The sequence below is a fragment of the Oceanibaculum nanhaiense genome, assembly GCF_002148795.1.
Lineage (GTDB): Bacteria > Pseudomonadota > Alphaproteobacteria > Oceanibaculales > Oceanibaculaceae > Oceanibaculum > Oceanibaculum nanhaiense.
The window spans coordinates 247,274-266,516 of record NZ_MPOB01000006.1 but is presented as its reverse complement, the minus strand read 5'-3'; the positions used below and the strand labels follow the sequence as shown (position 1 = coordinate 266,516).

Genomic DNA, 19,243 nt, shown 5'->3' with positions numbered 1-19,243 from the left:
CGGAGCGTATAGCCATGAGCCATTTCCTCGATCGCCTGACCTTCTTCAAGAAGAACGTCGATAGTTTCTCCGACGGACACGGCATTCGCACCGCCGAGGACCGCAGCTGGGAGGACGGCTACCGCAAGCGCTGGCAGCACGACAAGATCGTGCGCTCCACGCATGGCGTGAACTGCACCGGGTCGTGTTCCTGGAAGATCTATGTGAAGGGCGGGATCGTCACCTGGGAAACCCAGCAGACCGATTATCCGCGCACCCGGCCGGACCTGCCGAACCACGAGCCGCGGGGCTGTTCGCGCGGCGCCAGCTATTCCTGGTACCTGTATTCCGGCAACCGGGTGAAATACCCGCTGGTGCGTGGCCGGTTGCTGAAGCTGTGGCGTGAGGCGCGGATGATCCGCACCCCGGTCGCCGCCTGGGCCTCCATCGTCGAGGATCCGGACAAGCGCAAATCCTACACCGCGATCCGGGGCCATGGCGGTTTCGTGCGGGCGAAGTGGGAGGAGGTGAACGAGATCATCGCCGCCGCCAATGCCTACACCGCCAAGACCTACGGCCCCGACCGGGTGATCGGCTTCTCGCCGATCCCGGCCATGTCGATGATCTCCTACGCGGCGGGGTCGCGCTATCTGTCGCTGCTGGGCGGCGTGTGCATGTCGTTCTACGACTGGTATTGCGACCTGCCGCCGGCCAGCCCGCAGACCTGGGGCGAGCAGACCGACGTGCCGGAATCGGCCGACTGGTACAATGCCGGCTTCATCATCGTCTGGGGCTCCAATGTGCCGCAGACCCGCACGCCCGACGCGCATTTCTATACCGAGGTGCGTTACAAGGGCACGAAGAGCGCTGTCGTCTCGCCCGACTATGCCGAGGCGACCAAGTTTGCCGATATCTGGCTGAACGCCAAGCAGGGCACCGACGCGGCGCTGGCGCTGGCGATGGGCCACGTCATCTTGCGCGAATATCACATCGACCGGCAGGTGCCGTATTTCCAGGACTATGTCCGCAAATACAGCGACATGCCGATGCTGGTGAAGCTGGTCGAGAAGGACGGCCAACTGATCGCCGACCGGTTGCTGCGCGCCGCCGATTTCGAGGACGGGCTCGGCGAGACCGGCAATCCGGACTGGAAGACCGTCGCCATCGACGAGATCACCGGGGAGGTCGTCTCGCCGGTCGGCGCCGTCGGCTATCGCTGGGGCGAGCAGCAGGGCAAGTGGAACCTGGAGGAGAAGGACGGCAAGGGCCGCGACACGCGGCTGCTGCTCAGCCTCTCCGGCGAGGGCAGCGAGATCGCCTCGGTCGCCTTCCCTTATTTTGGCGGCCGCGCGAGCGAGTATTTCGTGAAGACCGAGCATGGCGAGGTGCTGCCCCGCAACCTGCCGGTGCGCCGCCTGACGCTGAAGGATGGCGAGGCGCAGGTTGCCACCGTGTTCGATCTGCTGTGCGCCAATTACGGCGTCGATCGCGGTTTCGGCGGCGACCATGTCGCGTCCAGCTATGACGACGATGTGCCGGGCACGCCGGCCTGGGCGGAGAACATCACCGGCGTGAAGCGCGACGCCATCATCACTGTCGCGCGCGAATTCGCCACCAATGCGGAGAAGACCACCGGCCGGTCCATGATCATCATCGGCGCCGCGATGAACCACTGGTACCACATGGACATGAACTACCGGGGCGCCATCAACATGCTGGTGTTCTGCGGCTGTATCGGCCAGTCGGGCGGCGGCTGGTCGCATTATGTCGGGCAGGAGAAGCTGCGCCCGCAGACCGGCTGGCAACCGCTGGCCTTCGGGCTGGACTGGGTCCGGCCGCCGCGTCAGCAGAACTCGACCTCGTTCTGGTACGCGCACAGCGACCAGTGGCGCTACGAGACCCTGTCGGTCGGGGAGATCCTGTCGCCGACCGCGCCCGAGGGCGACTGGTCGGGCAGCATGATCGACTACAATGTCCGGGCCGAACGGATGGGCTGGCTGCCCTCCGCGCCACAGCTCAAGGTCAACCCGCTGACCATCGCGGCCAAGGCCGCGAAGGCGGGGATGGAGCCGAAGGACTACATCGCCAAGGGGCTGAAGGACGGCGAGCTGGAACTGTCCTGCCACGATCCCGACGATCCGCAGAACTGGCCGCGCAACCTGTTCGTGTGGCGTTCCAACCTGCTGGGCTCCTCCGGCAAGGGCCACGAATATTTCCTGAAGCACCTGCTGGGCACGCAGCACGGCGTGCAGGGCAAGGATCTGGGCCAGGAAGGGCGCGCCAAGCCGCAGGAGGTCGTCTGGCACGAGGACGGGCCGGAAGGCAAGCTGGACCTGCTGGTGACGCTGGATTTTCGCATGTCCACGACTTGCGTCTATTCCGACATCGTGCTGCCGACAGCCACCTGGTACGAGAAGAACGACCTCAACACCTCCGACATGCATCCCTTCATCCACCCGCTGTCGGCGGCGGTCGATCCGGTGTGGGAATCGCGCTCCGACTGGGACATCTATCGCGGCATCGCCAAGAGTTTCTCCGAAGTGGCGCCCGAAGTGCTGGGCGTTGAGAAGGATGTTGTGCTGACGCCGATCCTGCACGACACGCCGGGCGAAATGGCCCAGCCCTATGACGTGAAGGACTGGAAGCGCGGCGAGGTCGAGCCGATCCCCGGCAAGACGATGCCGCAGGTAACCGTGGTCGAACGCGACTATCCCAACCTCTACAAGCAGTTCACCGCGCTCGGCCCGCTGATGACCAAGATCGGCAATGGCGGCAAGGGCATCGCCTGGAACACCGAGCATGAGGTGGATTTGCTGCGGGCACTGAACGGCGCCGTCCTGGAGGACGGGGTCAGCCAGGGCATGCCCCGGATCGAGAGCGACATCGACGCCGCCGAGGTGATCCTGATGCTGGCGCCCGAGACCAATGGCGAGGTCGCGGTGAAGGCCTGGGGGGCGCTGTCCAAGGCGACGGGGCGCGACCACACCCATCTGGCCTTGCCGAAGGAGGACGAGAAGATCCGCTTCCGCGACGTGCAGGCGCAGCCGCGCAAGATCATCTCCTCGCCGACCTGGTCGGGGCTGGAGAGCGAGAAGGTCTGCTACAACGCTGGCTACACCAACGTGCATGAGCTGATCCCCTGGCGCACGCTGACCGGCCGCCAGCAGCTCTATCAGGATCATCTCTGGATGCGGGCTTTCGGCGAGGCGCTGGTGGTCTGGAAGCCGCCGGTGGATCTGAAGACCATCGTGCCGGTGAAGGGCAAGCGCAGCAACGGCAACACCGAGATCGTGCTGAACTTCATCACGCCGCACCAGAAATGGGGCATCCACTCGACCTATACCGACAATCTGCTGATGCTGACGCTGAATCGCGGCGGGCCGGTGATCTGGCTCAGCGAGACCGACGCGAAAGTGGCCGGTATCGAGGACAATGACTGGGTCGAGCTGTTCAACCTTAACGGCGCGCTGACCGCCCGGGCCGTGGTGTCGCAGCGGGTCAATCCCGGCATGGTGCTGATGTACCACGCGCAGGAGAAGATCGTGAACACGCCGGGCTCGGAGATCACCGGCCAGCGTGGCGGCATCCATAATTCGGTCACCCGCACGGTGCTGAAGCCGACCCACATGATCGGCGGCTACGCCCAGCAATCCTATGGCTTCAACTATTACGGGACGGTCGGCTGCAACCGCGACGAGTTCGTCGTGGTGCGCAAGATGGACCGGGTCGACTGGCTGGAACAGCCGCTCGACGCTGGCGAGATGGCTCCGTTTCCGGCCCACACCAACGCCAAGGAGGCGGCAGAATGAAAATCCGCGCTCAGATAGCCATGGTGCTGAACCTCGATAAATGCATCGGGTGTCACACCTGCTCGGTCACCTGCAAGAACGTCTGGACCAGCCGCGAGGGCATGGAATACGCCTGGTTCAACAATGTCGAGACCAAGCCCGGCATCGGCTACCCCAAGCAATGGGAGAACCAGAAGGTCTGGAACGGCGGCTGGCGGCGCAAGGCCAACGGCAAGATCGAGCCGAAGATCGGGCCGAAATGGCGCATCCTGGCGAAGATTTTCGCCAATCCCGACCTGCCGGAAATCGACGATTACTACGAACCCTTCACCTTCGATTACGAGCATCTGCAGACCGCCGGCGAATCCAAGGCGATGCCGACGGCGAGGCCGCGCTCGCTGATCTCCGGCGAGCGGATGGAGAAGATCGAATGGGGGCCGAACTGGGAGGAAATCCTGGGCGGCGAATTCTCCAAGCGCTCGAAGGATGTGAATTTCGAGGGCATCCAGAAGGAGATTTACGGCCAGTTCGAAAACACCTTCATGATGTACCTGCCGCGCCTGTGCGAGCATTGCCTGAACCCGACCTGTGCTGCGGCCTGCCCGTCGGGGGCGATCTACAAGCGCGAGGAGGACGGCATCGTCCTGATCGACCAGGACAAGTGCCGCGGCTGGCGGATGTGCGTCTCCGGCTGCCCCTACAAGAAGGTCTATTACAACTGGTCCACGGGCAAATCGGAGAAGTGCATCTTCTGCTTCCCGCGCATTGAGGCCGGCCAGCCCACCGTCTGCTCGGAAACCTGCGTCGGGCGTATCCGCTATCTCGGCGTGTTGCTGTATGACGCCGACGGTATCGAAGCGGCGGCCAGCGTGCCAGACGAGAAGGACCTCTATCAGGCCCAGCTCGATCTGTTTCTCGACCCGAACGATCCGAAGGTGATCGAACAGGCGCGTGCCGATGGCGTGCCGGAAAGCTGGCTGGAGGCGGCGCGGCGCTCGCCGATCTGGAAGATGGCGATGGAATGGAAGGTCGCCTTCCCGCTGCATCCGGAATACCGCACCCTGCCGATGGTCTGGTATGTGCCGCCGCTATCGCCGATCCAGTCGGCTGCAGCGGCCGGGCAGATGGGCGTGGATGGTGCCATGCCGGATGTGCGCTCGTTGCGCATCCCGCTGAAATATCTGGCAAATCTGCTGACCGCCGGTGACGAGGCGCCAGTCGCGCTCGGCCTTGAGCGCATGCTGGCGATGCGCGCCTACATGCGGGCCAAAACGGTGGACGGCATGCTCGACGAGCGGCTGGCCGAGAAGGTTGGTCTGACCGGTGCCGATATCGAGGATATGTACCAGATCATGGCAATCGCCAATTACGAGGATCGGTTCGTCATCCCGACCGCCCATCGCGAGACCAGCGAGGATGCCCACCAGCTGCGTGGCGGCTGCGGCTTCTCCTTCGGCAATGGCTGCTCCGACGGCCAGTCCGCCCCCAGCCTGTTCGGCGCGCCGCAGAAGGCGAGGGTGAAAACCCCGATGGAGGTGCGGTGATGAAAAGCTTCAAGGCGCTGTCCGCCCTGCTGAACTATCCGTCGGCGGAGCTTGTTGCCGCCATGCCGGAAATCCGCGCGGTGTTGACCGGGGAGGGGTTGGTGCCCCGGTCTTCACTGAAGGCGCTGGAGCCGCTGCTCAGCAGTTTCGAGACGGCGGAGCTGTATGATCTGCAGGAGCGCTATGTCCTGCTGTTCGACCGCTCGCGCAGCCTGTCGCTGCACCTGTTCGAGCATGTGCATGGCGAGAGCCGCGACCGTGGGCAGGCGCTGGTCGATCTGTCGCAGCTCTACGACAAGAACGGCTTCTTCATCGTCGCCAACGAGCTGCCGGACTTCCTGCCGTTGTTCCTGGAGTTCCTGTCCACCCTGCCGTTCGGCGAGGCGACGGCGCTGCTGGGCGAGACGGTGCATATCCTGGCCGTTCTCCGGCAGCGGTTGGAAAAACGCGAAAGCCCCTATGCCGCGCTGTTCGCGGCGGTCGAGGCGCTGTCGGCAGTGCGTGCCGATCCGAAGGCGGCGGCCGAGGCGGCGGCCAGCGACGTGATGCCGGACGATCTGGCCGCCCTCGACCGGGAGTGGGAGGAGGCAGCCGTCACCTTCGGCCCCGGCGAGATGACCGACGATTGCTCGCTCACCCGCATCAAGACCCAGGTCCGCGCCGCCCGGCGCAGCCCGGACGCCCCGACGGCCTGAGGAAGAGGGAGAGACTTCGATGGAAGCGACGCTTAATCACATTCTGTTCGGCTGGTATCCCTATCTCTGCCTCGGCGTGTTCCTGCTGGGCAGCCTGATCCGCTTCGACCGTGAGCAATATTCCTGGAAGACCGGCTCCAGCCAGCTGTTGCGCCGGCGCCAGATGATGTGGGGCTCGAACCTGTTTCATGTCGGCATCCTGGTGATCTTCCTCGGCCATGCCGGCGGTCTGCTGACGCCGATCTGGATCTTCGACGCCATCGGCATCAGCCACGGCGCCAAGCAGATTCTGGCCATCGTGGTCGGCGGCATCGCCGGGGTGGCGTGTTTCATCGGGCTCAGCCTGCTGATCCACCGCCGGTTGTTCGACCCGCGCATCCGCCGCAATTCCAGCTTCAGCGATATCGCCGTGCTGCTGCTGCTCTATGCCCAGCTGATCCTGGGGCTGGCGACGATCTTCATCTCGCTCGGCCATCTCGATGGCGAGGAGATGGTGAAATTCATGAACTGGGCCCAGGGCATCATCACGCTGCGCCCGGATGCGGCGGCCTATGTCGCCGACGTGCATCCGATCTTCAAGGCGCATCTAGTGTTGGGGATGACCGTCTTCCTGATCTTCCCCTTCACCCGCCTGGTGCATGTCTGGAGCGCCCCGATCTGGTATCTCGGCCGGCAGGGCTATCAGATCGTGCGCACCCGTGGCGGCGCGCGTCCGGTTTGAGGGGAGGCTGGCATGACCATCGCTGAACAGAAATCCGATCAGAAGCCCGGCGGGTCGCCCCGCCGGCGCTTCGCCCCGGTCAAGGTCACGGTGAACGGGGTGGAGATTCCCGCCTCGGCCATCGCGCGGGAGGCGCAGAACCACCCGTCCGGCGATCCCGATATCGCCTGGAACCAGGCGGTGCGGGCGCTGGCGATCCGCGAATTGCTGCGGCAGGAAGCGGAGCGTCTGGACATCGTTGCCGAACCGCTGACCGATGAGGATGGACGGCGCGAAACGGCGGAGGAGGCGGCGCAACGCGTGCTGCTGGAACGCGAACTGGTGCTGCCGGTGCCGGACGAGGAGAGCTACCGGCGCTATTACCGGCAGAACGAGGCGCGGTTCCGCAGCCCGGCGCTGTACGAGGCGGCGCATATCCTGTTTGCCGCCGACAGCCGCGACACGGCCGCCTATGCCGGGGCGGTGGAAAAGGCGCGCGCCGCCATCGCCGAACTGCAGGCGGCACCGGACCGCTTCTCCGAGATCGCCAAGGGGCTGTCCGATTGCCCGTCCGGCGCGGTCGGCGGATCGCTGGGCCAGATCGGCCCCGGCGACACCACGCCCGCCTTCGAGGCGGCGCTGATCCACCTGGAACCGGGCGAGACCACCGAAGAGCCGGTCGAAACCCCCTATGGCGCGCATGTCATCCGGCTGGACCGGCGCATCGACGGACGCACGGTGCCGTTCGAGGCGGTGCGCGAGAAGATCGCGGATTATCTGGCGGAGTCGGTCTGGCGCCGGGCGGCGGCGCAATATGTGTCGATCCTGGCGGGCCGGGCGTCGATCACCGGCGTCGATCTTGGCGCCAGCGCCACGCCGCTTGTGCAGTAGGGCAGGGGGCGCATCATGTTCGGTGACCTGATCGCACATCTGCATCGGCCGGAGGTTGCGGCGGCGGCGCTGGAGTCGCTGCCGGACCCGGATCTCGCCAGCCGTGTTGAGGCGGCGGCCGAAGCGGCCGGGCTGGAAACGCCGGACTATGTCGCCGCGATGGTGCGCGGTTTCATGGACCATGCCGACGATGATCGCTGGCTGCAGATCGTCGGCATCATGGGGCGGTCGGACGAGCCCGGCCTCGCGGCGCTGGAGGCGATCCTGCGGCAGGGGCTGGAGCCATCCACATCGCCAGTGGTGGCAGCCAATATCCGGCCATGACCGCGCCGTCCGGTCAGGAGGGCTACCTCTCGGCCCTGCCGCAGCATCTTCTGGCCTCGCCGCTGGATTTCATCCTGGCCGATCATCTGCGCCAGCGGGTCGTGTGCAGCCTGCTGGACCGGCTGGCCGCGCGCCACCGGTTCGAGATGGACATTGCCCGCGAGGTACTGGCGCATATCGAAACCGACATGGCGATCCATGTGATCGACGAGGAGCAGGATCTGTTTCCGCTGCTGCGCCGCCGCGCCGAGCCGGACGATCATCTGGAGCCGGTGCTGGGGCAGCTCTCCACCGAACATGCCGAGGATGGCGCACACGCCGACCATATCATCGCCGGGCTGAAAGCCGCCTTGGCCGGCCATCATGAGGCGCTGGACGAGTCGCTGCGCGCCGAGCTGTGCCGTTTCGCGGCGTCGCAGCGCCGGCATCTGGCGCTGGAGAATGCCGTGGTCATGCCGTTGGCCAAGAAGCGGCTGACACCGGTCGATCTCAAGGCGCTGGGCGGCCGGATGGCGGCCCGGCGCGGGATATTGCTGAACCCCGTGGTGGAAAAATTGCCCTGACGGACGGCATTCAGCTTGCGTGGCGGCGGCCTGCTTCAGGGCTTTCAGTGCCGTTGCCCGGAAGTGCTGCTGGTGAAGGGTTGATCCATCGCAATGGAATCTGGAAATTTCCTCCTATGATCCGGTTGTCGCGGAAACCCGATACGGAGACTGAAATGCTGGGCTGGATCGTTCGAATCGTGCTGTCCTTGTCGGCGATGCTCACCGGGCTGTTCGTCGCCGAGGATGCACATGATTTCCACATCGTGAATGGCTTCGTCGCCGTCGGCCTGATCCTTCTGGGCTTTGTACTGCTGGTCTATTGGCGGGCCATCGTCCGGGCTGCCGCCGGGTTGTTTTCCGGCCAGGAAAGGCCATAGCGCAACCTGCCTCCTTTACCTCCCGAGGGAACCAAGGACCTCTCCAGCTAGTTGGTTAGGGCAAGAGCCAAACAATCAACCGGAGAAGTATCATGTATGGACGCAGCCTGTTTGCCGCCCTCATCGGGCTTGGCCTGCTGCCGGGCGTCGCCGCCGCTTCGGACTGCGCCGATCGGGCCAGACAGCTGATCGCCGAGACGAAATCCGGCGAGCAGCAGATGGTCGATGACAAGGCGAAGGTGGTGCTGAACACCACCAAGGGCCAGAAGGATGTGACGGGCGCCACCGATGCCGCGATGCCGCGTGACAGCTGGATCGGGGGACGCAGCAGCGACGATAGCGCCATCGACAAGCTGAAGGCCGCCATCGACGCCGACCAGAAGGGCAAGCAGGACAGCTGCCGCCAGATTCTCGCCGAGGCGGAAACCATGCTGGTGAAGCCAGGTGGGCTGACCAATGAGCCGGTCAAGGCGAAGAAGTAACCGCCGTTCCGGCGCCTCGGGCCAGTCTCCCGCCTATCGCCTGGTGACCGCGAAACGCACGCGTTTTTCGATCTCGGCTGCGATCAGCAAGGCAATGCCAACGCCGATCACCGCCGCCCCATCGAGCGGCGACAGCGGGCGTGTGTCGAACACATTCTGCAGGAACGGCAGGTAGGTGAAGGCGGTCTGCGCCACCGCCACTGTCGCGATGCCGATCAGCACGGCGGGCGTGCCCAGGAAGCCGCGCGCCGTGAAGGCGGTGCCGTGGGTGTGGCGCACGCTGAACAGGTAGAAGGCTTCCATCGCGACGATGGCGTTCACCACGATGGTACGCGACTGCTCGACCGGCAGGCCGCGCGATTCGGCCCAGAAGAACAGGCCGAAGGCACCGGCCACGAACAGGATCGACACAAACAGCACGCGCCAGAGCAGTTCCCCGGTCAGGATCGGCTGGCCCTTGCGGCGTGGCGGGCGGCGCATCGTGCCGTCCTCGGTCGGCTCGAAGGCGAGCGCCAGGCCCAGCGCCACGGCAGTCACCATGTTCACCCACAGGATTTGTATCGGCGTGATCGGCAGCGTCAGTCCCAGCGCCAGGGCGCCCAGGATGGTCAGCGCCTCGCCGCCATTGGTTGGCAGCGTCCAGGAAATCACCTTCATCAGATTGTCGTAAACCGTGCGGCCCTCACGCACGGCGGCGACGATGGAGGCGAAATTGTCGTCGGCCAGCACCATCCCGGCCGATTCCTTGGCCGCTTCGCTGCCCTTCTGGCCCATCGCCACGCCGACATCGGCGCGGGTCAGCGCCGGCGCGTCATTCACCCCGTCGCCGGTCATCGCCACAATATGGCCGTCTGCCTGCAGGGCGCTGACCAGCCGCAGCTTGTGTTCCGGCGTGGTGCGCGCGAAGACCGAGGCATCGCGGGCCGCGGCGATCAGCCCTTCCTCGTCCAGCCGGTCGATATCGGTGCCGGTCAGCAGCCGGGGATCGTCGGACAGGCCGATCTGCCGGGCGATTTCGCGGGCGGTGGCGGCATGATCGCCGGTGATCATCGCCACCCGGATGCCGGCCTTGTGACAGCTGGATATGGCGTGTATCGCCTCGGCGCGCGGCGGATCGATGAAGCCGACAAGGCCCAGCAGGGTGGCGTTGGAATCGACATCGGCGAAATTCAGGTTCCGCTGCTCCGGGCGCGCCGGCTTCATGGCGAAGGCCAGCACCCGGTTGCCGCGCGCCGCCAGCTCCTCCGAACCGCTGTGCCAGGCCGCCGCGTTCAGCCGCCGGTCGCCGTCGACTTGGCGTTCGTGCGCGCACATCGCGATGACATCCTCCGGCGCGCCCTTGATCAGGATGAAACCGCCATCCTCGTGGCTGTGATGCAGCGTCGCCATGAAGCGGTGCTGTGCATCGAACGGGATCTCGTCGGTGCGCGGCAATTGCTTGCGGATGAGCGCCGTATCGAGCCCGGCCTTGGCGGCTAGCACCACCAGCGCCGCCTCCATCGGGTCGCCTTCCGCCCGCCAGCCCTCGCTGGTCTGGCGGATATCGGCGTCGTTGCACAGCAGGGCGGCGCGCACCAGCTCCATCAGCAGCGGGTGGCGCTGGTGATCGATCTCGCTGCCCATGGTGCGGAAACTGCCGACCGGGCCATAGCCGGCGCCGGTGACCTCGCATTCGCCGCCGGCGGTGACGACGGCCTGCGCCATCATCTCGTTGCGCGTCAGCGTGCCGGTCTTGTCGGTGCAGATGATCGAGACCGAGCCCAGCGTCTCCACCGCCGGCAGCCGGCGGATGATGGCGTTTCGCGTGGCCATGCGCTGCACCCCGATGGCCAGCGTGATGGTCATGATCGCCGGCAGCCCCTCGGGGATCGCCGATACGGCAAGGCCAACCACGATCATGAAGGCGTCGTCGGCGGAATAGGATTGCAGATAGAAGGCGAACAGGAAGGCCGCCGCGGAGACCGCCAGGATGGCATAGGTCATATGGCGGGCGAACCCGTCCATCTGCTGGATCAGCGGGGTCTTCAGCACCTCCACCGTGCCGATCAGGGTGCTGATGTGACCCAGTTCGGTATCCTTGCCGGTCGCCACCGCAACGCCGGTGCCCTGACCGGCGGCAACGAAGGTGCCGGAATAGGCCATGGAATGCCGGTCGCCCAGGGCGACAGAGTTATCGACCGGCGGTATCGCCTTGTCCGCGGCGACGGATTCGCCGGTCAGCACCGCCTCGTCGATCTTCAGGCCATGCGCGCGGATCAGCCGAAGGTCGGCCGGTACGCGGTCGCCGGCTTCCACCAGCACGACGTCGCCGGGCACGATCTGCTCTGCGGAGACAGTCAGCCGCCGGCCGTCGCGCAGCACGGTGGCGTGCGGATCGATCATGCCGCGGATCGCGTCCAGTGCCTTTTCGGCGCGGCCTTCCTGCACGAAGCCGATGATGGCGTTCAGGATTACTACCGCCAGGATGACCGCCGCGTCGCTGAGATGGTCGAGCAGCAGCGTGACCAGCGCGGCGGCCAGCAGCACATAGATCAGCAGGTTGTGGAACTGCAGCAGCAGGCGCATCAGCGGTCCGCGCCGGGCGGTTGCCGGCAGGCGGTTCGGGCCTGACCGGGCCAGCCGCTCCTCCGCCTCGATATCGGCAAGCCCGTCCGGCGTCGTGTCGAGCCGGCGGATTACCTCCGCCGGCTCCAGAGCGTGCCAGGGGCGGTCTTCCTGTGGCGTGGCGGCATCCTGCATGGTCACGGTGACGTCCTGTCGGTTGCGCGCTGATTATAGGCCGATGACGGCCCGGCACCTTGACCGATGTCAAAGCGTTTCACCCAAAGCATTTCACGGGCCGCGATATCCTGTCCTACACTGCTGGCAAAATGGCGGCAAAATACCCAGGGAGGGACAGGGCGTGACGGAAGAATACAAGGTCTATGCGGTGAAATACGCGCACCATGCGCGCAAGGCGTCGGAGAATTTCATCGGCGGCGATCCGCATGACGGGCCGATGCCGCTGGATTATTTCGTCTGGGCCATCGTCGGCGAGACGCACAGCTTCATCGTCGATACCGGCTTCGACGAGACGGAGGCGAAGAAGCGCGGCCGCACCATCACCAGGTCGCCGGCGGAAGGGTTGAAAGCCATCGGTATCGCGCCGGAGAGCGTGTCGGACGTGGTCATCACCCATATGCATTACGACCATGCCGGTAATCACGGCCTGTTCCCGAACGCCACCTACCATCTTCAGGACAGCGAGATGGCCTATTGCACCGGGCGCTGCATGTGCCATCCGGCGCTCAGCCAGCCTTTCGCGGTCGATGACGTGACGGCGATGGTGCGCCGCGTGTTCGAGGGGCAGGTGCGCTTCCATGACGGCGCGTCGGAACTGGCGCCGGGCGTTTCCGTGCATCGTGTCGGCGGCCATACGGCGGGGCTGCAGGTGGTGCGGGTGCGCACGCGGCGCGGCTGGCTGGTACTGGCGTCGGATGCCTCGCATTTCTACGCCAACATGGATCAGGGCCGGCCCTTCCCGATCGTCTATAACGTCGCCGACATGCTGGAGGGGCACCGCGCGGTGAAGGCGCTGGCCGGGCCGGATGGCGATGTGATTCCCGGTCACGATCCGATGGTGCTTGAGCGCTATCCGGCAGCGGCTTCCGGGCTGGAAGGCTGGGTCATGCGGCTGGACGGCGAAAAATAAAGCTGGCCGCACGCGGACGGTTCAAACGTGACGGTTTGCACACTAAAGTCGCTGTTCCATCCGTTCCAGCCATACCCAGCCAGAATAGTGAAGCGAATGCTGCGTCTCGAAGATGAAGCCCTGTTGACCGGCAAGGGCCGGTATGTCGCCGATCGCCGGCCCGATGGCATGCTGACCATGGCATTGCTGAGGTCGCCGCTGGCGCATGGCACGATCCGGCTGCTGGATGTGGACGCCGCGCGCACCATGCCGGGCGTGCGGCTGGTGCTGACGGCGGAGGATATGAAGGCGGCCGGCATCGGGCCGCTGAAGGTGGCGGGCGAGGTGCCGAACCGCGATGGCAGCCCGATGGTGGTCCGCCATCGTCCGGTGCTGGCAGAGGGCGCGGTGCGCTATGCCGGGGAGCCGGTCGCCGCCGTGATCGCCGAAACCGAGGATCAGGCGCTGGACGCGCTGGAAGCCATCGTGCTGGACCTCGATGAGCTGCCGGTCATTGTCGATCTGGAACAGGCGGCCGAATCCGGTGCGCCGAAGGTCTGGCCGGAGTTGCCGGACAATCGCAGCCTCGACTGGGAGATTGGTAACCGCGCGGAGACCGAGCGGCTGTTCGCGGAAGCCGCCCATGTGGTGGAGCTGACGGTGCGGCATCCGCGCATCGTGATCGCCCCGGTCGAGACGCGCGGCGCGCTGGGCGAGTATGACCCGGCCAGCGGGCGCTATACGCTGACAACGCCGAGCCAGGGTGTGGTCGCGATCCGCGCCAGCATGGCCGACTGCCTGGGCGTCGGTACCGACAAGGTACGGGTCGTCACCGAGGATGTCGGCGGCAGCTTCGCGGTGAAGATCTGGCCCTATCCGGAACAGGTGCTGGCGCTGGTCGCGGCGAAGGCGACGGGCAGGCCGGTGCAGTGGATATCCAGCCGCACCGAGGGCATGGTGTCGGACGCGATGGGTCGTGGCCGCGTGGACCGGGCGGCGCTGGCGCTGGACAAGGATTATAAGTTCCTCGCCTTCAGGATCGACGCGCTGGGCGATATGGGCGCCTATATCAATCATGTGGCGGCCACCATCGTCACCAAGGGCGCGGTGCGCGTATTCGGCCATTGCTACAAGATTCCGGGCCTCTATTACCGGGTGCAGGGGCTGTTCACCAACACCGTGCCGACCGACGCCTATCGCGGCGCCTCCAAGCCGGAGACGGTCTCCACCACCGAACGGCTGATCGATTATGCCGCCGACAGTCTGGGCATCGACCGGATCGAGCTGCGCCGCCGCAATCTGGTGACGCCCGCCGACCTGCCCTACAAGACCGCGATGGGCGAGACCTATGATGGCGGCGATTTCCCCGCTGTCCTGGACCGCATCCTGAAGGCCGCCGATGTCGAGGGCTTCCCGGCGCGGCGCGCGGACAGCGAGGCACGCGGTCTGCGGCGCGGGCTTGGCCTGACCCTGCACCTGCACGCCACCGGAGGCTCGGTCGCGGAGCGCAGCGAGGTCATCGCGCAGCCCGACGGTACGGTCATCGTGCGCAGCGGCACGCAGGATTCCGGGCAGGGGCATCGCACGGCGCTGGCCATGGTCGCCGCCGAGACGCTGGAAATCCAGGTCGAGCGCATCCGCGTCGAGCAGGGCGACAGCGACTTCCTCGCAAAGGGCGGCGGCACCGGCGGCTCCAACCTGATGCCGATTGCCGCCAACACGGTGCATCGCACGGCGGAACAGCTGATCCGCCAGGCCCGCGCGGTCGCCGGGCAGATGCTGGAAGCGGCGGTGCAGGATATCGAATATGGGCTGGGCGAGTTCCGCATCGCCGGCACCGACCGCAAGCTGAGCCTGGGCGAAGTCGCGGCCGGCTGGGAAGCGCTGCCGGAGGGCGCGCGCGATACCGAGATGGGCACCGGCTGCGCCGTGCAGCTGGATTTCGAGGGGTTGCACACGACCTTCCCGAACGGCGCCTATGCGGTGGAGGTCGAGATCGATCCCGATACCGGCAAGGTCGATGTGCGGCGCTGGACCGGTATCGACGATCTGGGCCGCGTCATCAACGAGGCGACGGCGCAGGGCCAGCTGCACGGCGGCATCGGCCAGTCGGTCGGTGAGGCGTTGCTGGAAGCCGCGCATTACGATCCTGCAACCGGCCAGCTGCTGTCCGGCAGCTTCATGGACTACACCGTGCCGCGCGCCGACGATGTGCCGGCACTCGATCTCGGCTGGGCGCCGACCGCCAGCCCGAACAGCCTGATCGGGGCGAAGGGCGTGGGCGAGGTCTCCTCCATCGGCGGGCCGGGGCCGGTCATGAACGCTGTGATGGATGCGCTGAAACCCTATGGAATCAAGCACATCGATATTCCGATGACGGCCGGGAAAGTGTGGCAGTCCATAAACAAGCGTTAAATAATATAAGAAAGCGCGTAGGGTACCCTGGAACCGTATGACGGCAGCGCCCGTTATACGGGGGAGCAAGCAAGGCCATGCGATGGCCGGAAGCTGACACACCCCCGAACTGCCAATCAGGGAGTTGACCCATGAAATCCTATATCCTGTGCGCCGCCGTGCTTGCGCTTGGCGCCTGCGCCACGCAGCCCGCGCCGCTCGGCCCGTCTATTCCCGACGAGCCCACTGGCCCCGCCCTGTCCGCCCCGGATGTGCAGGCACTGGTCGTCGGCAATACCGGCACCGGCACGATGAGCGGTTCCAACGCAACCTACGCCATGTATGTGATGCCTGGCGGCAAGGCCGAACTGCGGCGCCCGACCGGCATTGAGGACGGCAACTGGCAGATCACCCCGGACGGCAAGTTCTGCGTGAAGTGGGAGCTGTTCCGTGGCGGCGAGGATTACTGTCAGCGTGTCTATAAGAACGGCCCGGTCTATCAGTTCCACAATCTGAACTCTGTCGAGCTTCTGACCTTCGAGGCGGGCCGTCAGCTCTGATCTGACGCGATAGAGCCTCCCCGCAACCGGATCTGGCGGCGCGCCCGCGCCGCCTCAAGCGAAAGGTAGAGTTATGTTGGTACGCACTCTCATCGTGATTCTTGCCGTTGGCGTGCTCAGCGCCTGCGGCGGCCGCTTTGTCGGCTTCGACAAATGTTCGGCTGACGGCTCTGTCGTCTGGTACGAATATCCCAATGCGGACGGCAGTTATGAAGGGCTGAACAACGGCCCCTGCGACCGGCCCCAGTAATCGGTCCGAGTAAGAACTACTAGGCGATATACAGCCCGCCATTCACATGCAGCGTCGCCCCGGTGACGTAGCTGGAAAGCGGGCTGGCCAGGAAGGCGATGCAGTTCGCCACCTCCTCCGGCGTTCCTAGCCGCCGGAGCGGGGTGGCGTTCAGCAATTCAGGCCCGCGCGCCTGCATCAGCGGCTGCACCATCGGCGTGTCGATCAGGCCGGGGGAAACCGCGTTCACCCGCACCGGCGCCAGCTCCTTCGCCAGTGATTTCGCCAGCGACAGCACCCCGCCCTTGGCGGCGGCATAATGCGCATGGGTCGGGCTGCCATAATGCGCGGCCATCGAGGCGACCAGCACCATCGCGGCGTCGGGCCGCAACACCGGTAGCGCCGCCTGGCAGAGATGAAACACCCCATCCAGATTGACCGCCAGTGTCCGCGACCAGCTTGCCGCACTCATGCTGTCGAACGGATCGGTTGGATAAAGCCCGGCATTCGGCACCACGATATCGACGCCGCCGAACTTCTCCTGCGCTTGTCGCACCAGATCCCGCGAACTTTCCGGCTCGGTCACGTCATGGCGGGCCAGCAGCAGGCGATCTTCCGGCAGGCCGAGTGCGGCGCACATTTCCGCCAGCCGCTGTTCATCCAGATCGCCCAGCGCGAGGCTGGCCCCGGCACGCGCGAAGACCTGCGCGGTGGCGAGGCCGATGCCGCCGGCGGCACCGCTCATCAGCAGCACCCTGCCCTCGAATGAAATCATGGCCTGTCCCCTTGTTCCCCACCAGCCCGGACCGTAAGGTCACGCTAATCAAAGATTTAAGCAACCGGCTGCGGGCGCGGTAAAGCCCGGCGGCTGACGGGGAGGGGTTCCGTGCCCGATTATGAAGAGCTTTCGCCGCTGGCCCCCTGGCGGTCGCTGCGCACCACGAAACGCGACTGGGACAAGGCCGATCCGGCGCTGCTCGGCTCGCTGCTGACGCAATTGCATCTGATCCGTGCCTTCGAGGAGGAGGTGCTGGTGCTGGCCGGCGAGGGGCTGGTGCACGGCCCGGCCCATTCCTCCATTGGGCAGGAGGGTGGCGCGGTCGGCTCCATCCTGCCGCTACGCGCCACCGATCAGGTCAGCGGCTCGCATCGCGGCCATCACCAGTTCCTCGCCAAGGCCCTGTCCTATGTCAGCCCGCAGGGGTATGACCCGCGCGGTGCAGTCGAGGGCGAGGTACAGGCGGTGCTGACCAAGACACTGGCGGAAATCCTCGGGCTCTCGCCGGGCTACTGCAAGGGGCGCGGCGGCTCCATGCATCTGCGCTGGGATGCGGCCGGGGCGCTGGGCACCAACGCCATCGTCGGCGGCGGCGTGCCGCCGGGGGCGGGGGCGGCACTGGCGCACAAGCTGGCCGGTACCGGTGATGTGATGGTGGTCTATTTCGGCGATGGCGCGGTGAATATCGGCGCGGTGCTGGAGACCATGAACATTGCCGCCGCCTGGTCGCTGCCGATCTGTTTCTTCATCGAGAATAATCTCTACGCGGTTGCCACCACGGTTGCCGAATCGACGCGCGAGGCGCGGTTGTCGGGCCGGGCGCTGGGCTTTGGCATTCCGGCCTGGCGGGTCGATGGCATGGACCCGCTGGCTGTCCATCTGGCGATGGGCGAGGCGCTGGACCATATGCGCGCCGGCAAGGGGCCGACGGTCATCGAGGCCGAGGTCTATCGCTATTTCCACCAGAACGGCCCGCTGCCGGGCAGTGCCTTCGGCTACCGCACGAAGGAGGAGGAGGCCGACTGGCGCACCCGCGATCCGCTGGACCGGGTGGCGCGGGAGATGATCGCCCGCAAGCTGATCACACAGAAGGATGTGGATGGCTTACGGGCCCGCGCCGTGGCGGCGATGCAGGCGGCCAGCGCCGGCCTGACCCAGGCGGACGGCAACCGGCGGTCTATCGTGCCGTCGCTCTGGCCCGATCCCGGCTTCCGCGATGTCGGCATCAGGGGCGATCTGTCGGAACTGTCCGGCAGGCGCACGGCAGAGGAACACAGCTACAAGGGCAGCCTGGTCGAGCGGAAATTCGTCGATGCGGCGGCCGATGTCATGCACCGGCGTATGGAAGAGGATCGGTCGATCCTGCTCATGGGCGAGGATATCCACCGGCTGAAGGGCGGCACCAACGGCGCCACGCGCGGGCTGGCGGATGCCTTCCCGGGCCGGGTGCTGGGCACGCCGATTGCCGAACAGGCCTTCCTCGGCCTTGCCGGCGGGCTGGCTGCCGACGGGCGCTACAAGCCGGTGGTGGAATTCATGTACCCGGATTTCATGTGGGTCGCCGCCGACCAGGTGTTCAACCAGATCGGCAAGGCCCGCCACATGTTCGGCGGCGAGACGGAGGTGCCGCTGGTGCTGCGCACCAAGGTGGCGATGGGCACGGGCTATGGCTCGCAGCATTCGATGGATCCGGCCGGCATCTTCGCGACATCGCCGGGCTGGCGCATCGTGGCGCCGGCCACACCCTTTGACTATATCGGGCTGATGAATGCGGCGCTGGCCTGCCGAGACCCGGTGCTGGTGATCGAGCATGTCGATCTCTACCAATCGATGGGGCGCATTCCCGACGGCGATCTCGACTATGTTATCCCGCTGGGCAAGGCGCTGGTTCGCCGCGAAGGGCGCCGGGCGACGGTGCTGACCTATCTCTCCATGGTGCCGAAATGCCTCGCCGTGATCGAGCGTCTGGGGCTCGATGTGGAGCTGATCGACCTGCGCAGCCTGGACCGCGCCAGCCTGGACTGGCAGACGGTGGGTGCCAGCATCGAGAAGACCAACAGCGTGCTGATCGTCGAGCAGGGCGCCCGCGGCACCTCCTATGGCGGCTGGCTGGCCGACGAGGTGCAGCGCCGCTATTTCGACTGGCTGGACCAGCCGGTCGAGCGGCTGATGGGTGGGGAGGCCTCGCCCAGCGTCTCCAAGGTGCTGGAACGCGCGGCCATCGCCGGCGAGGAAGAGATTGAGGCGGCGCTGCTGCGCCTGCTGGCGGCCCAGGGCGGATAGGTGC

General features: G+C 66.0%; 16 protein-coding genes. 14 read left to right on the top strand and 2 right to left on the bottom strand.

All coding sequences use genetic code 11. The features are described from left to right. Window positions 1–14 precede the first annotated feature (14 nt). From BKM74_RS12670 to BKM74_RS12630, 9 genes are all read left to right on the top strand, one after another. A complete protein-coding gene (locus BKM74_RS12670) occupies window positions 15–3,788 on the top strand; it encodes a nitrate reductase subunit alpha (protein WP_086466078.1) in 3,774 nt (1,257 codons plus the stop codon). Continuing rightward, on the top strand, window positions 3,785–5,311 hold the full coding sequence (gene narH, locus BKM74_RS12665; protein WP_086466077.1) for a nitrate reductase subunit beta: 1,527 nt from the start codon (window positions 3,785–3,787) through the stop codon (window positions 5,309–5,311). Before BKM74_RS12670 ends, narH begins: the two co-directional genes overlap by 4 nt. Continuing rightward, window positions 5,311–6,006: a nitrate reductase molybdenum cofactor assembly chaperone gene (gene narJ, locus BKM74_RS12660; RefSeq protein ID WP_086466076.1), complete on the top strand. Its 696-nt coding sequence runs from the start codon at window positions 5,311–5,313 to the stop codon at window positions 6,004–6,006. The genes narH and narJ overlap by 1 nt, the downstream gene beginning before the upstream one ends. 19 nt (window positions 6,007–6,025) lie before the next feature. Further along, the gene (gene narI / locus BKM74_RS12655) at window positions 6,026–6,727 is read left to right on the top strand and encodes a respiratory nitrate reductase subunit gamma (RefSeq protein ID WP_086466075.1); all 702 of its coding nucleotides are present in this window, start codon (window positions 6,026–6,028) and stop codon (window positions 6,725–6,727) included. Window positions 6,728–6,739: 12 nt separating this feature from the next. Further along, a complete protein-coding gene (locus BKM74_RS12650) occupies window positions 6,740–7,597 on the top strand; it encodes a peptidylprolyl isomerase (RefSeq protein WP_086466074.1) in 858 nt (285 codons plus the stop codon). Between the two features lie 15 nt (window positions 7,598–7,612). Beyond that, window positions 7,613–7,921, top strand: a complete 309-nt coding sequence (locus BKM74_RS12645; protein ID WP_086466073.1) for a hypothetical protein — start codon at window positions 7,613–7,615, stop codon at window positions 7,919–7,921. Further along, window positions 7,918–8,484, top strand: coding sequence for a hemerythrin domain-containing protein (locus BKM74_RS12640; RefSeq protein ID WP_086466072.1), 567 nt, complete (start codon window positions 7,918–7,920; stop codon window positions 8,482–8,484). The genes BKM74_RS12645 and BKM74_RS12640 overlap by 4 nt, the downstream gene beginning before the upstream one ends. Window positions 8,485–8,639: 155 nt before the next feature. Beyond that, window positions 8,640–8,843, top strand: a complete 204-nt coding sequence (locus BKM74_RS12635) for a hypothetical protein (protein WP_140056082.1) — start codon at window positions 8,640–8,642, stop codon at window positions 8,841–8,843. A 92-nt stretch (window positions 8,844–8,935) separates the two neighbouring features. Then, window positions 8,936–9,325: a hypothetical protein gene (locus tag BKM74_RS12630; protein ID WP_086466070.1), complete on the top strand. Its 390-nt coding sequence runs from the start codon at window positions 8,936–8,938 to the stop codon at window positions 9,323–9,325. 33 nt (window positions 9,326–9,358) lie between these two features. On the opposite strand, the gene BKM74_RS12625 is transcribed toward BKM74_RS12630, so the two are convergent. Then, window positions 9,359–12,064, bottom strand: a complete 2,706-nt coding sequence (locus tag BKM74_RS12625) for an HAD-IC family P-type ATPase (protein ID WP_086466069.1) — start codon at window positions 12,062–12,064, stop codon at window positions 9,359–9,361. Between the two features lie 163 nt (window positions 12,065–12,227). Between BKM74_RS12625 and BKM74_RS12620 the strand changes: the two genes are divergently transcribed. From BKM74_RS12620 to BKM74_RS18760, 4 genes are all read left to right on the top strand, one after another. Continuing rightward, window positions 12,228–13,016 carry an N-acyl homoserine lactonase family protein gene (locus tag BKM74_RS12620; protein ID WP_086466068.1) on the top strand — a complete coding sequence of 263 codons (789 nt, stop codon included), beginning with the start codon at window positions 12,228–12,230 and terminating at the stop codon, window positions 13,014–13,016. A 96-nt stretch (window positions 13,017–13,112) separates the two neighbouring features. Then, complete coding sequence (locus BKM74_RS12615; RefSeq protein ID WP_086466067.1) at window positions 13,113–15,410, top strand: xanthine dehydrogenase family protein molybdopterin-binding subunit; 2,298 nt, start codon at window positions 13,113–13,115, stop codon at window positions 15,408–15,410. 131 nt (window positions 15,411–15,541) lie between these two features. Beyond that, a complete protein-coding gene (locus tag BKM74_RS12610) occupies window positions 15,542–15,949 on the top strand; it encodes a hypothetical protein (RefSeq protein ID WP_086466066.1) in 408 nt (135 codons plus the stop codon). Between the two features lie 73 nt (window positions 15,950–16,022). Next, window positions 16,023–16,199: a hypothetical protein gene (locus BKM74_RS18760; protein ID WP_176342519.1), complete on the top strand. Its 177-nt coding sequence runs from the start codon at window positions 16,023–16,025 to the stop codon at window positions 16,197–16,199. A gap of 19 nt (window positions 16,200–16,218) precedes the next feature. On the opposite strand, the gene BKM74_RS12605 is transcribed toward BKM74_RS18760, so the two are convergent. Further along, a complete protein-coding gene (locus BKM74_RS12605) occupies window positions 16,219–16,953 on the bottom strand; it encodes an SDR family NAD(P)-dependent oxidoreductase (protein WP_086466065.1) in 735 nt (244 codons plus the stop codon). Between the two features lie 111 nt (window positions 16,954–17,064). On the opposite strand from BKM74_RS12605, the gene BKM74_RS12600 reads away from it, so the two are divergent. Continuing rightward, window positions 17,065–19,239, top strand: a complete 2,175-nt coding sequence (locus tag BKM74_RS12600; protein WP_086466064.1) for an alpha-ketoacid dehydrogenase subunit alpha/beta — start codon at window positions 17,065–17,067, stop codon at window positions 19,237–19,239. Window positions 19,240–19,243 lie beyond the last annotated feature (4 nt).